Source organism: Methylopila capsulata (genome assembly GCF_016907975.1).
Classification (GTDB): domain Bacteria; phylum Pseudomonadota; class Alphaproteobacteria; order Rhizobiales; family Methylopilaceae; genus Methylopila; species Methylopila capsulata.
In genome coordinates this window covers 783261-796908 of record NZ_JAFBCY010000001.1, presented here as the reverse complement: position 1 = coordinate 796908, position 13648 = coordinate 783261, and the positions used below count along the sequence as shown (strand labels likewise).

Genomic DNA, 13648 nt, shown 5'->3' with positions numbered 1-13648 from the left:
CTCAAGCCTGCGTCAGAAATCGCGAAGGGACCGCGGGAGTAAGCCAGACGCCGCTCGACGATCGGTAGAACGCGAAGCCCTGGGCGGCCATATCGGAGGCGCTCACGGTCAGTACGGCAGGTCGTCCATGCCGGGCGCCGACCTCGCGCGCCATCTCTGCGGTCTCCGAGAGATGCACGAAGCGTCGCGCGCCCGACGTCAGCCCTTCCGTCAGGATGGCCGGAAGAAAGCGCTGGGCGGTTCCATGCCAGAGGATGTCGGGAGGCGTTTCCGCAGGCCCATGCGTCTCGACGTCGACGCTGTGTCCATGAACGGCGCGAATGCGTTCGCCATCGTCCGAAAGCTCGAACCGGGCCTTGTCGGACTCCGCCATGATGACCGCAAGCGCCGCACGATCCAATGCGACGCCTGCCTTCGCAGCGCCGTCGATCAGTGCGCTCAAAGACGCCCATCCTTGTGGATCCAATGTGATCCCCGCCGCTGCGGGATCGTGGCGAAGCACCAGACTGACGAACTTGCTGACACGAGTATGATGATTGTCGAGCGCCATTCGCTCACGCCGCCCGCTTCGACTCGATCTGGTCCAGCGCGTCGACCACGGCGTCGAAGGTGAGCAGCGTCGAAGCGTGCCGGGCCTTGTACTCGCGGACGGGCTCGAGAACCTTGAGGTCCTCCCAGACGCCCTCGGGCGCGGGCGCGCCCTCCTTCAGCATCCGGCGCATGGCCTCGCGCACCTCGCGGAGCTCCTGGGCGGTGCGGCCGACGACGGTGCGCGCCATGATCGAGGACGAAGCCTGGCCGAGCGCGCAGGCGCGCACCTCATGGGCGAAGTCGGTGACGCGCTCGCCGTCGTAGGCGAGGTCGATGGTGACGGTCGAGCCGCAGAGCTTCGAATGCGCGGTCGCGGTCGCGTCCGGCGCGGGCAGGCGGCCGATGCGGGGGATTTCAGCCGCGAGTTCGAGGATGCGGCGGTTGTAGATGTCGTCCAACATGGCAGACCAGCCTTCACGTCGACCAGGATGCGCGGATTAGCTCGATTGTCCCTGCGCGCCGATCGACTATATAGCGATCGAGGGAGACGCTCGCCATGCGAGCCGGCGAAAGAGACAGGAAGCTGTCGTTTCGTCGTGCTATGGTCTACGCATCTCCGCGCTGCGTATCGGGGCAGGCTTGTGGCCCCGGCAAGAGGAAGCTCATGGACGCTGTCGTTCAGCACCCGTTTGCCCGCGTTCCGATCCCCGCCCCCAAAGGTCACCAGACCACCCGCAAGCCGACGCGGGAAGAGGCCGAGGCTGCGGTGCGCACGCTCATCGCCTGGGCCGGCGACGACCCGGCGCGCGAAGGCCTTATCGACACGCCGAAGCGCGTGGTGAAGGCCTACGCCGAACTGTTCGGCGGCTACGCCGAGAAGGCGGCCGACAGTCTCGAGCGCGTGTTCGAGGACGTGCAGGGCTACGACGACATGGTCGTGCTGCGCGACATCCCGTACTTCTCGCACTGCGAGCACCACATGGTGCCGTTCTACGGCAAGGCGCATGTCGCCTATTACCCGTCGAACGGAGTCGTCGGCCTGTCGAAGATCGCGCGGGTGATCGACACCTACGCGCGCCGTCTCCAGACCCAGGAGGCGCTGACTGCGCAGATCACCGAGGCGATCGACGAGCACCTGAAGCCCCGCGGCGTCGCCGTGATGATCGAGGGCGAGCACATGTGCATGGCGATGCGCGGGATCCAGAAGCAGGGCGTGTCGACGGTGACGACGCAGTTCACCGGCGTGTTCCGCGACGATCCGGCGGAGCAGGTGCGCTTCATCACGCTGGTGCGCGCCGCTCACGCGCCGCGCTGACGACGGCCGTCCGCCGGCGGCCCTTAAAATCCCCAGCCTCGTCATCCCGCCCGGGCGCCAGTCGCCCGAAGCGCGTTTGGACCCTTGAACGTGACCGACGCTTCCGCTGCTTTCGCCGCCCGCGGCTCGCATCACGAGGTCGAGGAAGGCCTCGCCTTCGCGCCGAAGTTCGACCGTGACGGGCTGATCGCCGCGATCGTCACGGACGCGGAGGCCGGCGGCGTGCTGATGTTCGCCTACATGAACGCCGAGGCGCTGAAGGCGACGATCGAGACCGGCGTCGCGCACTTCTGGTCGCGGTCGCGGGGCGCGTTGTGGCGCAAGGGCGAGACCTCGGGCCACGAGATGTCGGTCGTCGAACTCCGGGTCGACTGCGACCAGGACGCGCTCTGGCTCCGCGTCCGCGTCGCCGGGACCGGCGCGGCCTGCCACACCGGCCGCAAGTCGTGCTTCTACCGCGCGGCGCCGACGGGCCCCGACGCGCTCGGGGCGGCCTTGACGCCCGTGGACGACGCCCGCCTGTTCGACCCGGCGGCGACGTACAAGACGAGCTGACCGGGCGACGCGAAGTCGTCGCACGGATGTCCTAAGGGGAGCCCCGCCGGCGGACGTCCGGCCGTTCGCCACGGAGTGCCCCGCCTGGTGTTTCCTAACCTTCCCTTCCGCCGCCACCCCTCGATCGCCGCGACGGAGCAGGCCGACGCGCGCGAGCCGGACTCACCGCGTCCGCCGTCGCTGGCGCTCGCGCTCGGCGGCGGCGCGGCGCGCGGCTGGTCGCACATCGGCGTTCTGCGCACGCTGGAGGCCGCCGGCATCCGGCCCGACATCATCGCCGGCACGTCCATCGGCGCCGTCGTCGGCGGGTGCTGGGCCGCGGGCCGGCTGGACGATCTCGAGGCCTGGGCGCGCTCGCTCACGCGGCGGCGGATGTTCGGCGTGCTGGACGTCAGTCTGGCCGGCGCCGGCCTCATCGGCGGCGGCAAGCTCCGCACGCAGCTCGAATCCCAGCTCGGCGAAACCCGGATCGAGGATCTCGCCGCCCGCTTCGTGGCGATCTCGACCGAGTACGGCACCGGCCACGAGGTCTGGCTCGGCCGCGGCGATCTCGCGCTCGCGCTGCGGGCGTCCTACGCGTTGCCGGGCGTGTTCGAGCCCGTGCGGGTCGGCGGCCGCTGGCTGATGGACGGCGCGCTGGTGAACCCCGTCCCGGTCTCCGCCGCCCGCGCGCTCGGCGGGCGCGTCGTGGTCGCCGTCGGGCTGCAGTCGGAGATCTCGCCCCATGGGGCCGTGATCCAGACCTATGAGGCGACCGAGGGCGACGACGCCGTGGCGGCCGGAGTGACGCGGGCGCGGCGGCGTCTGCGCCTGCGCCGCAACCGTCCGAAGGAAGGCGCGCCGCCGCCGGCCGCGGACCGCACGCCGGGCGCCCCCGGCATCGCGCGGGTGATGGTCCAGGCCTACAACATCACCCAGGATCGCATCTCGCGGTCGCGGCTCGCGGGCGACCCGCCGGACGTGATGATCGGCCCGCGGCTGAGCGGCATCGGCCTGTTCGAGTTCCATCGGGCGGACGAGGCGATCCGGCTCGGCGCGGAAGCCGCCGAACGCTCGCTCGACGCGATCCGCGACGCGCTGCGCGCCTTCGCCTGAACGACGCGTCAGTCCAGCGTAAGCTCGACCGTCGCGTCGAACCCTGCGCGCACCGAGAAGTTCTGCTGGAACATCCTGCCGTCGTGCCGGGCGATCGCGGTGTAGTCGCCCTCCGACAGCACGATCGGGGGCAGCTGGCCGATCGACTCGCGGATGACGTCGCCGCCGGGCGTCAGCACCGTCCAGGAGGTGTTCTTCACCTCCGCCCCGCCGGCGGCGCGCACGAGCCGCAGCGTCATCCGCGCGGCCTTGTGGTGCACCTGCGCCTCCACGAGCTTGCCGGCCGCCACGTCGAGGTCGACCTCGACGATGGCGTTGGCGTCGCCGTAGGCGGAGACCACGTGGTACTGGCCCGCCGGCACGCGCAGCAGGGCGCCGGGACGCACGTTCTCGGCGACCGTGCGCGTGACGCCGGCGTCGTTGCGGGTGAGCGTGAAGCCGACCCGGTCCGGCGCCACGCGGGCGTCGCCGACGAAGGCCGCGAGCCGGATCGCGCCGGCCGGCAGCGACATCGTGGTGTCGGTGGGATGGTCGGGCGCGACGGAGACGTAGCGCGCGGTGCTGACGAGGCCGTAGACCGCGTGCACCACGTAGCCGCCGGGATCGAGATCGAACCGCGGGGCGGCGTCGTTGGATTCGGCGACCAGCAGATGCTCGCCGTTCATGTCCGGTTGGTCGGTGAACACGCGCCACTTCACCCCGCTCGGCACCTTCGCGCCCTTGTCGCCGAAGGTCGCGGCGAGGTGGAGCGGCTGCTTGACGATCGGCGCGGCTATGGCGGGCGTCGGAGCGTCTTCGAGCGTGGGCGAGACGGGCGTCGGCTGCGCGCCCGGCCGCGGCGCCGGGGCCAGATGCGGGAGCTTCAGGCCCTTGAGCACGTCCTGTTCCGGCTTGCCGCGGGAGCCGATGTCCGGCCCGCCGAAGCCGGGCGGGGGCGAGGGCATGGGGGGAGGTCCGATCTCGCCGAGTTTCGGGGGCGCGAGGAGGTTCATGCGCCCCGTGATTTCGCCGCCGTAGCTGAAGCCGCCCTTGCCGCGCTCGGTCGGTCCGCGATCGCCGCCGGCCGAGGCCTTGCCGCCATCTTGAGCCAGAGCCGGCGCGACTGCTCCCGCAAGGCCGAGCGCCAGCACGAGACGCGCGACGACGGTGCAGGCGGAGGAGCGACGATCACCCATCCCATGGCGATGCCATCGCCAGGCGGCCATTGCAAGTCTGCTCCGCCGCGTCGCGCATGCGTTGCGCGGTGGGTCCGGGCGTGCGATGGCCGCGCGATAGTCCGAAGGAGACAGCGATCCCATGACTGGACCCGCCCACGACGCCCTCGATCTCCTGAGCGCGCGCCGCTCCGTGCCCGCCAACGCGCTCGCCGAGCCCGGCCCTTCGGCCGCAGAGCTCGAGCGCATCCTGACCATCGCCGCCCGCGTGCCGGACCACGGCAAGCTCGCGCCGTGGCGCTTCATCGTGATCGAGGGCGCGGCGCGCAAGGCGCTCGACCTGAAGCTCGCAGCCCTGCTCAAGGCGCAGCAGCCGGACCTGTCCCCGGCGCGCATCGCTGCGCAGGAGAACAATTTCTCAGCCTCGGCGGTCGTGGTGGCGGTGGTCAGCACAGCGGCGCCCCACGTCAAGATTCCGGAATGGGAGCAGGTGCTGTCCGCGGGCGCCGTCTGCATGAACCTGACGATCGCCGCCAACGCGCTCGGCTACGGCGCGCAGTGGCTGAGCGGCTGGGCCGCCTACGACGCGGAGGCTTGCGCGGCGATCGGCCTGACGCCCTCTGAGAAGGTCGCGGGCTTCCTGCACCTCGGCACGCCGAAGGAGCGGCTCCCCGACCGTCCGCGGCCGGATCTCACCGAGATCGTCACGCGCTGGTCGGCCTGAGCGGTGACCCATTTCTATGAGCCCTCGAAGGGCCACGGCCTGCCGCACGATCCGTTCAAGGCGATCGTCGCGCCGCGGCCGATCGGCTGGATCTCGACCGTGGACGCCGCCGGCGTCCCGAACCTCGCGCCCTACAGCTTCTTCAACGGCGTCTGCGATAGCCCGCCGATGGTGATGTTCTCGTCGGGCGGGCGGAAGCACTCGGTGGCCAACGTGGAGGCGACCGGCGAGTTCGTGTGCAACTTCGCGAGCCACGAGCTGCGGGAGGCGATGAACCTGAGCTCGGCGCTGGTCGGGCCCGAGGTGAACGAGTTCGAGCTGACGGGTCTCGAGGCTGCGCCGTCGCGGCTGGTCCGGGCGCCGCGGGTGAAGGCGAGCCCGGCCGCGCTCGAATGCAGGGCGCTCGGCGTGACGGAACTCAAGGACCTCGACGGCGCCTCGACCAACCGCTTCATGGTGATCGGGCAGGTGGTCGGCGTGCACATCGAGGAGGCGTTCCTCACCGACGGGCTGTTCGATCTCGCGAAGGCCGGCGCGCTGGCCCGCTGCGGCTACCTCGACTACGCCTCGGTGTTCGAGACCTTCGCGATGGAGCGGCCGAAGGGGTGAGGCCGAGCCGTCAGACCGCGGTCTCCCGCACGATCCGAAGCTGCTCTGCGGTCGTCACGAGCTTGGCCGTGAAGCCGTCCCGGAGCGCTTCGACGCACTCCTGACGAAAGCCCTCGCCGTCCTCGGCCGACGACGTGTCGACTGCGGGGACGCCGGCGGCGGCCGCCGCGATCAGAACGAGGCTGCGCGCCTGGGCGAGCGGCGGGATGAGCCGTCCGTCGGCGGCGCGCACGCTGGTCGCGCCGAGATCGGCTCGCAGCGCGTCGGCGTCCCAGGCGAGCCCGGCCAGCCGCGGCGTGGCGCAGGCGAGGCCGCGAAGCTCCAGCAGCCCGTGCGCCGTCGTAATCTCCGCCACGATCCGCGTCGCGCCGTCCGCACAGCCCAAGCGCGCCTCCGCGACCGCAAGGAGGGCTGCGAGATGGCCGACGTCGGCTCCGGTGCGTACGCCGCGCAGCAGGGCCGCCTGGGCTCCGGCCGCGACGCAGCGCTCGACGTCTGCGAAGGCGATTTCGCCGGCGACCAGCGGGATCGGGACCAGAGGAGTCGCGACGCATGCCTCAGACGGCATCGCCGCAGCCGCCACGACGCCGTCGGCCTCCGTCGTCGCAAAGGTCGCGATCGCGGCCAGACGAGGTTTCGGCGGCGTCGCGGACGACCTCGCGCTCTTGGGCTCGCCCGGCTCCGTTAAGGCGGGATTAACCATATCAGCGCGATCTTCGCCATGGCGCTCGGAGTGGGCGCCGGTTGCGTCGAGGGGGCGTACGAACGACATGGAGCTGCTGTCTCCGTCCGAGGCGGCCGGCCGTGTGAAGGCCGCGCTGAAAGGCGCCGCCGACGCGACGGGGGCGGGCTTTGATTATCTGCTCCGGACGGCGCAACGCGAGTCCTCGCTCAATCCCTCCGCCAAGGCGCCGACCTCGTCGGCGCGCGGGCTGTTCCAGTTCATCGACCAGACCTGGCTGCAGGTCCTGAAGGAGGACGGGCCGAGCCTCGGTCTTGGCGCGGAGGCCGCGGACGTGTCGAAGAGCGCGTCCGGCCGCTACGTCGTGGCGGATCCCACGCGCAAGGCCGAGCTGCTGGCGCTGCGCGACGATCCGAACGCCGCGGCCCTGCTCGCCGGCGCCTTCACCCGCCGCAACGCCCAGACGCTGACGTCCGAACTCGGCCGCGCGCCGACCGAAGGCGAACTCTACGTTGCGCATTTCCTCGGCGCGCGCGGCGCGGTCGATCTGGTCAAGCTCGCGACGGCGACCCCGAACGCGTCCGCCGCCGACGCCTTTCCCTTGCAGGCCGGCAGCAACCGCGCGATCTTCTACGATCGCGGGCGGGAGCGCACGGCCTCGGAGGTCTACGCACGCCTGACGACCGGCGGAAGCGCGACCGCCACGGTCGCCGCCGCGCCTGCGACCGCCACGGCGGCGCTCGCGCTGCAGCAAACGGCCGACCCGACCGACTACGGCCCCTTCCGAGCCGAGAACGACGGCAAGGCGTTCCACTCGCTGTTCCAGACCGGCCGGCGCTCGCCCGTCGCAGCCTATGTGTCCCAGACCTGGTCGTCGCTCGGGGCGGCGGGCCTCGCCTCCGACGCCGGAGGCCGGACGGCCGCGCCGTCCGCGGCGACCCAGCAGTCGGTCGCGCGCGCCTACGCGGCCCCGGCGCCAACCGCTGCGACGACCGCCGCCGCCGTGACGACCGACGTCCGACCGGCGGACGTCGTCGCGACCCAGGCCGCCACGAAGTCGCGCCGCCGCGCGGTGCGGGCCGCGCTCGCCGCCTCGGCGGCGGCTCCGCTCGATCTCGCCAGCTTCCGCACGGCGGTCGATTCCACGCCCGTCGGCCGCGCCGCCCGGAGCGCACGCAAATGATCGTCGAGCGGTTCGTCGAATGGGCGCAGGACGCGCCGGCCGAGATGCGGGCCGATGCGGTGGCCGCGCTCGCGCGCTCCTACCTTCATGGCGATCTCGAACATCATGTTCGCGCCGACGTCGAGCAAGCCCTGGTCTACGCCCTCGACGACCGCAGCCTCGCCGTCCGCGCCGCGCTCGCCGACGTGTTCGCAGGCTCGCCCGACGCCCCGCACGCCATCCTGCTGTCGCTGGCGAACGACGCGCCCGACGTCGCGACGCCGGTGCTGGAGCGCTCCCCGCTGCTGAGCGACGTCGAGCTGGTTGATCTCGTGGCCCAGGGCGGAGGCCGCGTGCAGGCGGCGATCGCCCGCCGCCGGCCGCTGTCGGCGCCGCTCTGCGCCGCGATCGCCGAGGTGGGCGAGCCCGAAGCCTGCGTCGCCCTGATCGCAAATCCCGACGCGCGGCTCATGCGCTCCTCCGCGGCCCGGATCGCGACCCGGCACGGCGCGAACGGCGCGGTGCGCGACGCCCTGTTCGCGCGCGACGACCTGGGCGCGGAGCTGCGGCTGATCCTGATGCGCGCGGTCGCCTCCGCGCTGCAGGGCTTCGTCTCCGGCTGCGGCTGGCTGGCTCCGGACCGCGCCCGCCGCGCGGCGGACGACGCCTGCGACCGCGGCGCGCTGGCGATCGCGGCAGGCGAGACGGACCGCCGCGCCTTCGTCGCCCAGCTTGCCGCGCGCGGCGAGTTCTCGCCGAGCCTCGCCCTGCGCGCGCTGCTCGGCGGCGACGTCATGCTGTTCGAGGCGGCTCTGTCGGCTCTGTCCGGCCAGTCGCCGGCCCGGGTCTCCGGCTTCGTCCGAGACTTTTCGGGCCGCGGCTTCGAGGCGGTGTACCGCGACAGCGGCTTGCCGCTGTCCGCGCTGCCCGTGTTCCGCGCCGCGCTGTCCGCGACGCGCGAGTTCGGACCCACCAGTGGCGCGAACGCGGAGCTGTCCCGGCGAATCGTCGAGAGGGCGCTCGCCGGCTGCCCGCCGTACGACCGCACGATCGAACCGCTGCGGGCGATGCTGCGGCGGTTTGCGGCGGAGGCGGCGCGCAGCGAAGCGCGGCGCCTCTTCGACGCGCCCATGCCGAGCGCGGCGGCGGCCTGACGGAGCGCGGCTCGAGCCGCCTGCCTTAACCGGTCGCCTCAGCCCTTCCTGGCGACGTCCGCTCGGAGCGCGGCGAGCCGCGCGGCGAGTTCGACCCCGACGGGATGATCGCGGTCGCGCACGTTCTCCCGCACGATCGCCCGGATGGCCTCGACGTGGCGGTCGATCACCGCCTGGCGCGGCAGCGTCTCCGGCGTCGCATATTCGACCAGATCGCAGAGCCCTTCCGCGATCTCGCCCGCAAGCGGATAGCCGAAGGTGGAGGACTGCCCGCGCAGGTCGTGGGCGGCGCGGAAGAGCGCGGCGATCGTCGGTTCGTCGCGCGCCAGCGCCAGCGCGGCCCGCGCCTCCTCGAGCGTCTCCATCTCAATCCGCATCCAGTCCTCGAACTCCAGCGAGAGGCGTTCGAGCGCGATCTCGGCGCGCATGATCGCGCCGGAATCGCCGGCGTCGCGGATCGGCGCCCTTCGGGTGGCGCGCTCCTTCAGCTTGTTCGGGGGCCTGAGGACCACGTGGTCCTTGAAGCTCTCCGCGGCCACCTCCGGATTGAGCTGGACGCCATCGAGATGCGAGGTTTCGGGCATGGAAGCCACCTTCATGACACCACGCTTTCGCGCAGGCGATTAGGAGCGGAATCCTCCACGACGTGGTCGTTGTTCGTCCGTCGTTCGGGGCCGTTGTAGTTCGTGGACATGCTGCGGCGTCGGTCCGGGCCGAAGTAGTCGCGCGTCTTGATGAACGGTCGCGGGTTGAGCACGCAGTTGAGCAGGCGCTGGTGCAGCGCCTTGGCCGAGATCGGCTTGCAGAGAAATTCGGTGACGCCGGCGTCGCGGGCCCGGAGCACGCGGCTCTTCTCGGAATGGCCGGTCAGCATGATGATCGGCACGTAGGGGTTGGTCGCGCTGTCCGGCTTGCGGATCATGTGAGTCAGCTCGACGCCGTCGAAGATCGGCATCGCCCAGTCGACGATGATGATGTCCGGCAGGTGGGTCGTGAACATTTCGAGGCCCGAGGCGCCGTCCTCGGCCTCGTAGACCTCGCGCGCGCCGAAGCCGTGCAGCAGGGTGCGGACGATGCGGCGCATGTGCGCGTTGTCGTCCACCACCAGGATGCGCAGCTTCGTGAAATCGACGCGGATCATCGCGCGGGACGCTCGGGGTTCGGAAACGCCTGCGAGCGTAAGGCCGACGCCCTTAACGCGGCGTCACCAACCGAACTGCTCCGCGAGGATGCGTTCCTCCAGCCCGTGGCCGGGGTCGTGGAGCATCACCAGGCTGGTCTTGCGATCGAGCGCGATCTCGACCCGGCGCACGTCGCGGAACTCGGTGTTGTCGGCGACCGCCGCCACCGGACGCTTCTCTGGCTCGAGCACGTCGATCGCGACGGCCGCCCGGTCCGGCAGCAGCGCGCCGCGCCACCGGCGCGGGCGGAACGGCGAGATCGGGGTGAGCGCCAGCAGCGGGCTCGCGAGCGGCAACAGGGGGCCATGGGCCGAGAGGTTGTAGGCGGTGGAGCCCGCTGGCGTTGCGACCAGCACGCCGTCGCAGATCAGCTCGGACAACCGCGTCTTGCCGTCGACGTCGATCCGGAACTTCGCCGCCTGATAGGTCTGCCGCCAGAGCGCGACCTCGTTGATGGCCTTGGAGACGTGGACGCCGCCCGCGGTGTCTTTCGCGCGCATCGTCAGCGGATGGATGACGGTGCGCTCGGCCGCCGCGATGCGCTCGGGCAGGTCGTCCTCGCGGTAGTCGTTCATCAGGAAGCCGACCGAGCCGCGGTTCATGCCGTAGATCGGCACCACGCGGCCCATGACGTCGTGCAGCGTGAGCAGCATCATGCCGTCGCCGCCGAGCGCGACGACCACGTCGGCCTGGTCGAGCGGGACGCCGCCGTAGCGCTCGCTCAGCTTTGCGCGGGCTTCGCGCGCATCGTCCGCGCCGCTCGCGACGAAGGCTATCCGGTCCAAGGTGCGTCCGTTCATGCCGCGTCGTCGGGGCGACCGCCCGCGCGCCATCTGCGCGGGCCGTCGAGATGTACACGGGCTGGGCCGCGGGCGTCCATGGGGGCGCGACCGAACGGCGGTTCGGGTCAGATCGCGGGGTTCCACATCGTCGGCACGAACATGAACTCCTTGTCCCGGCGGGCGATGTGGCCGACGGCGGGGAAGGGGAAGTGATAGCCGGCCACCAACAGGCGGTCCGTGGTCGCCATGTCGAGCATGCGCCGCCGCGTCGCCTCGGCCTGCCGCGGGTCCATGTCGAACACCGCGTGCCAGCCGGGATTGCGGACGAAGAGCGCGGGGTGGTTGGTCGTGTCGGACCAGATGATGAGCTGCTCGGACCCCGAGGAGACGCGGAACGCGGTGTGGCCGGGCGTGTGGCCGGGCGCCGGGATCGCCGTCAGGCCGTGGGCGGGCTCGTCGTCGGGCTGGAAGCGGCGGACGTCCTTGGCGATCGGCTCGAAGATCTTCCGGACCAGCTTGAAGGTGGCTTTCATTGCGTCCGGCGCCTGGCTCATCCGGCCGTCGTCCATCCAGAACGCCCATTCCGCCTCCGGCGCCACGATCTCGGCGTTGGGGAACGCGGGCGCGCCGTCCTTCAGCTGCAGCCCGGAGATGTGGTCGGCGTGGAAGTGCGAGATCACCACCGTGTCGATCGCCTTGGGATCGATGCCCGCCGCCGCCATGTTCTCCTGCAGCTGGCCGGCGGTGGGGGCCAGCTGGCCCCCCGTGCCGGCGTCGATCAGGATCAGCTTGCTCCCGGTGTTGACCACGACCGAGGTGAAGCTGATCGGCACCCGCTCGGTGTTCAGGAAGGCGTCGTGCAGCGCCGCGCGGACGTCCTCGATCGGGGCGTTCTTAACGAAGTTCTCGTCGAGCGGGCGCCGGGCGACGCCGTCGGTCAGGGCGGTGATCTCGAAATCCCCGACGCGGTAGCGGTAGACGCCGGGCGCCTGGCGGCCGGCTGCGGGGGCGGCGGCGTGAGCGGCGCCGCCGGAGGAGCCGATGGTCCCGGCCGCAGCCGCGGCGCCTGCGAGAATGGTGCGTCGGGTCAAGATCGTCATCTCTTCGACGTCTCCGCGGTGCTGAGCGGTCGCTCGGAACGGCGCGGGAGAGCGCGCGCCGTCCGTCGGCTCGGCCCTTACCCCTCGCAAGGACCATGGGCTTAGGCCAGCCGCCCGCTCCGGGCAATCGGCCCGGAGCGTCACTCTTGCGTGACGGCAAGGCGAAAGCGCGGCGGCCTCAGGCGACCTCGCGCTTGTCCTCCCAGAGCAGCGCGACGAGCGCTTCCTTCGCGACAGCCTCGCCGTGGCGCGCCACTTCGGGCAGGCCCATCAGTTCGCCGAAGGTCCCGCGGGCGAGGGGGCCGGCGATCAGCAGACCCGGCGTGGCGACGCCGTCGGGACCGAGCGCCCGGCTGCGGTCGTCGGTCCAGAGCCCGAGACCGACCTCGTCGGGCGCGACGAGCCCTGCGTCGGCGAGCGCCGAGACCAGCGGATCGGTCTCGACCAGCGAACGGTGCGCCGGTCCGGTGGCGAGCGCCACGACGTCGAACGCCCTGCGCTCCGCCGCGCCCCCGGCGGGCCGGAGCGTGACGACGATACCGCTCTCTCCGGCCTCGGCCGCGAGAGTCCCGCCGCGGATCACGACGAGCGAGCCCTCGGCCTGCCGCCGCGCCACGGCGGCCTCGACCTGCGGCGCGACGCGGAAGCGGTGGACGTCCCAGAACGGGCGCAGGCGGCGCACGATCCGTCGACGTTCGCCCAGCGGCAGGTTGGCCCAGATCGCGGGCGCCTGGTTGCGCACGGCGTCGAGCACGTGCTGCCACGGCCGGTCTTCGGCTGAGGCGGCGTCGACGGCTCGACGGATGCGGCGGACGAGCGTGGAGGCCCGGCGCTCAGGTGGGTCCGTGAAGGCGCCGAACTCGCCGGCGGGGCCGTGGGGATGGCCGCGCGAGAGAAGGCCGCGCCGGGAGGTCGCGACGATCGGGCCGCGGTGGCCGCGCCGGTCCAGCGCGGCGACGATGTCGGCCATGGTGAGCCCCGTGCCGACGATCAGCACGCGTGCGTCGAGGTCGACCTCGTTCAGCGCGTCGCCGCGCTGGGCGTCGACGATCAGGCGCGGGTCGCCGACGAGAGGCGCAAGCGCCGGCGGCGCGTCGGGGCGGGGGTGGGTGGTCGCGAGCACCACGGCGTCGGCCGTGAGCGCGCCGCCGTCGTCGAGCGTCACGCGCCAGCGGTCGCCGTCGCGGGCGAGGCCTTTGGCCCGCGCGACGACATGCTCGATCGCGCCGGAGAGCAGGTAGGGCTCGATCGTCTCTGACACGTAGCGGCCGAACACGGCGCGGGCCGGAAACGCGCGGCCATCCGCAAGCTCCGCCGCGACGTCCTCGTCCAGCACGCCGTCCCGGCGCAGCCAGCGGTCGAAATGGCAGGGGTCGGAGGGCACGAAGGTCATCCGGGAGGAGGGCACGTTGATGCGGTGCGCGGGCTCGGCCGTGGAGTAGGCGAGGCCGGAGCCCAGCCGCTCGCGCGGCTCGACCACCGAGATGCGCAGCTCGCCCGGCGCGCGGCGGGCGAGCTGATGCGCGACGACCGCGCCGGAAAAGCCGCCGCCGAGGATGACGACCGAGGGGACGCCGGAATCGGGACGGCTCATCTTCGAGGTC

General features: G+C 72.0%; 16 protein-coding genes. 7 read left to right on the top strand and 9 right to left on the bottom strand.

What is annotated here, in order from left to right; genetic code table 11:
* Position 1 precedes the first annotated feature (1 nt).
* Positions 2 to 550, bottom strand: a complete 549-nt coding sequence (locus JOD31_RS03775) for an RNA 2'-phosphotransferase (RefSeq protein ID WP_204948947.1) — start codon at positions 548 to 550, stop codon at positions 2 to 4.
* 4 nt (positions 551 to 554) lie between these two features.
* Complete coding sequence (locus JOD31_RS03770) at positions 555 to 992, bottom strand: iron-sulfur cluster assembly scaffold protein (protein ID WP_103121468.1); 438 nt, start codon at positions 990 to 992, stop codon at positions 555 to 557.
* A 203-nt stretch (positions 993 to 1195) separates the two neighbouring features.
* On the opposite strand from JOD31_RS03770, the gene folE reads away from it, so the two are divergent.
* From folE to JOD31_RS03755, 3 genes are all read left to right on the top strand, one after another.
* Positions 1196 to 1846: a GTP cyclohydrolase I FolE gene (gene folE, locus JOD31_RS03765; protein WP_204948946.1), complete on the top strand. Its 651-nt coding sequence runs from the start codon at positions 1196 to 1198 to the stop codon at positions 1844 to 1846.
* Between the two features lie 90 nt (positions 1847 to 1936).
* Positions 1937 to 2401 (top strand): phosphoribosyl-AMP cyclohydrolase, encoded by a 465-nt coding sequence (hisI, locus tag JOD31_RS03760; protein WP_204948945.1) that lies wholly within the window; start codon positions 1937 to 1939, stop codon positions 2399 to 2401.
* Between the two features lie 84 nt (positions 2402 to 2485).
* Positions 2486 to 3496, top strand: coding sequence for a patatin-like phospholipase family protein (locus JOD31_RS03755; protein ID WP_210341359.1), 1011 nt, complete (start codon positions 2486 to 2488; stop codon positions 3494 to 3496).
* Between the two features lie 8 nt (positions 3497 to 3504).
* On the opposite strand, the gene JOD31_RS03750 is transcribed toward JOD31_RS03755, so the two are convergent.
* Positions 3505 to 4671 carry a hypothetical protein gene (locus tag JOD31_RS03750; RefSeq protein ID WP_204948943.1) on the bottom strand — a complete coding sequence of 389 codons (1167 nt, stop codon included), beginning with the start codon at positions 4669 to 4671 and terminating at the stop codon, positions 3505 to 3507.
* Positions 4672 to 4792: 121 nt separating this feature from the next.
* Here JOD31_RS03750 and JOD31_RS03745 point away from each other — a divergent pair, with 121 nt between their 5' ends.
* On the top strand, positions 4793 to 5374 hold the full coding sequence (locus JOD31_RS03745) for a nitroreductase family protein (RefSeq protein ID WP_204948942.1): 582 nt from the start codon (positions 4793 to 4795) through the stop codon (positions 5372 to 5374).
* A 3-nt stretch (positions 5375 to 5377) separates the two neighbouring features.
* Positions 5378 to 5983 (top strand): flavin reductase family protein, encoded by a 606-nt coding sequence (locus JOD31_RS03740; RefSeq protein ID WP_204948941.1) that lies wholly within the window; start codon positions 5378 to 5380, stop codon positions 5981 to 5983.
* A 10-nt stretch (positions 5984 to 5993) separates the two neighbouring features.
* On the opposite strand, the gene JOD31_RS03735 is transcribed toward JOD31_RS03740, so the two are convergent.
* Positions 5994 to 6686 (bottom strand): aldolase/citrate lyase family protein, encoded by a 693-nt coding sequence (locus tag JOD31_RS03735; protein ID WP_204948940.1) that lies wholly within the window; start codon positions 6684 to 6686, stop codon positions 5994 to 5996.
* Positions 6687 to 6753: 67 nt separating this feature from the next.
* Here JOD31_RS03735 and JOD31_RS03730 point away from each other — a divergent pair, with 67 nt between their 5' ends.
* Entirely contained in the window at positions 6754 to 7848 is a 1095-nt protein-coding gene (locus JOD31_RS03730) for a lysozyme family protein (protein WP_204948939.1), read from the top strand.
* A complete protein-coding gene (locus tag JOD31_RS03725) occupies positions 7845 to 8981 on the top strand; it encodes a DUF2336 domain-containing protein (protein WP_204948938.1) in 1137 nt (378 codons plus the stop codon). Before JOD31_RS03730 ends, JOD31_RS03725 begins: the two co-directional genes overlap by 4 nt.
* Before the next feature lie 38 nt (positions 8982 to 9019).
* Here the strand turns inward: JOD31_RS03725 and JOD31_RS03720 are convergent, their stop codons facing one another.
* The 5 genes from JOD31_RS03720 to JOD31_RS03700 all read right to left on the bottom strand — a co-directional run bounded on the left by JOD31_RS03720 (position 9020) and on the right by JOD31_RS03700 (position 13638).
* A complete protein-coding gene (locus JOD31_RS03720; protein WP_204948937.1) occupies positions 9020 to 9565 on the bottom strand; it encodes an Hpt domain-containing protein in 546 nt (181 codons plus the stop codon).
* 11 nt (positions 9566 to 9576) lie between these two features.
* Positions 9577 to 10122 carry a response regulator gene (locus tag JOD31_RS03715; RefSeq protein WP_204948936.1) on the bottom strand — a complete coding sequence of 182 codons (546 nt, stop codon included), beginning with the start codon at positions 10120 to 10122 and terminating at the stop codon, positions 9577 to 9579.
* 63 nt (positions 10123 to 10185) lie between these two features.
* The gene (locus JOD31_RS03710) at positions 10186 to 10962 is read right to left on the bottom strand and encodes an NAD kinase (protein WP_204948935.1); all 777 of its coding nucleotides are present in this window, start codon (positions 10960 to 10962) and stop codon (positions 10186 to 10188) included.
* Between the two features lie 107 nt (positions 10963 to 11069).
* A complete protein-coding gene (locus JOD31_RS03705) occupies positions 11070 to 12044 on the bottom strand; it encodes an MBL fold metallo-hydrolase (RefSeq protein WP_204948934.1) in 975 nt (324 codons plus the stop codon).
* A gap of 178 nt (positions 12045 to 12222) precedes the next feature.
* Positions 12223 to 13638 (bottom strand): FAD/NAD(P)-binding protein, encoded by a 1416-nt coding sequence (locus JOD31_RS03700; protein ID WP_204948933.1) that lies wholly within the window; start codon positions 13636 to 13638, stop codon positions 12223 to 12225.
* Positions 13639 to 13648 lie beyond the last annotated feature (10 nt).

Coding starts and splice junctions, on each gene's coding strand:
- JOD31_RS03745 (WP_204948942.1), top strand. CDS start 4,793: ATGACTGGACCCGCCCACGACGCCCTCGATCTCCTGAGCGCGCGCCGC.
- JOD31_RS03705 (WP_204948934.1), bottom strand. CDS start 12,044: ATGACGATCTTGACCCGACGCACCATTCTCGCAGGCGCCGCGGCTGCG.
- JOD31_RS03750 (WP_204948943.1), bottom strand. CDS start 4,671: ATGGGTGATCGTCGCTCCTCCGCCTGCACCGTCGTCGCGCGTCTCGTG.
- JOD31_RS03700 (WP_204948933.1), bottom strand. CDS start 13,638: ATGAGCCGTCCCGATTCCGGCGTCCCCTCGGTCGTCATCCTCGGCGGC.
- JOD31_RS03710 (WP_204948935.1), bottom strand. CDS start 10,962: ATGAACGGACGCACCTTGGACCGGATAGCCTTCGTCGCGAGCGGCGCG.
- JOD31_RS03735 (WP_204948940.1), bottom strand. CDS start 6,686: ATGGTTAATCCCGCCTTAACGGAGCCGGGCGAGCCCAAGAGCGCGAGG.
- JOD31_RS03730 (WP_204948939.1), top strand. CDS start 6,754: ATGGAGCTGCTGTCTCCGTCCGAGGCGGCCGGCCGTGTGAAGGCCGCG.
- folE (WP_204948946.1), top strand. CDS start 1,196: ATGGACGCTGTCGTTCAGCACCCGTTTGCCCGCGTTCCGATCCCCGCC.
- JOD31_RS03770 (WP_103121468.1), bottom strand. CDS start 992: ATGTTGGACGACATCTACAACCGCCGCATCCTCGAACTCGCGGCTGAA.
- JOD31_RS03720 (WP_204948937.1), bottom strand. CDS start 9,565: ATGCCCGAAACCTCGCATCTCGATGGCGTCCAGCTCAATCCGGAGGTG.
- JOD31_RS03725 (WP_204948938.1), top strand. CDS start 7,845: ATGATCGTCGAGCGGTTCGTCGAATGGGCGCAGGACGCGCCGGCCGAG.
- JOD31_RS03775 (WP_204948947.1), bottom strand. CDS start 550: ATGGCGCTCGACAATCATCATACTCGTGTCAGCAAGTTCGTCAGTCTG.
- JOD31_RS03715 (WP_204948936.1), bottom strand. CDS start 10,122: ATGATCCGCGTCGATTTCACGAAGCTGCGCATCCTGGTGGTGGACGAC.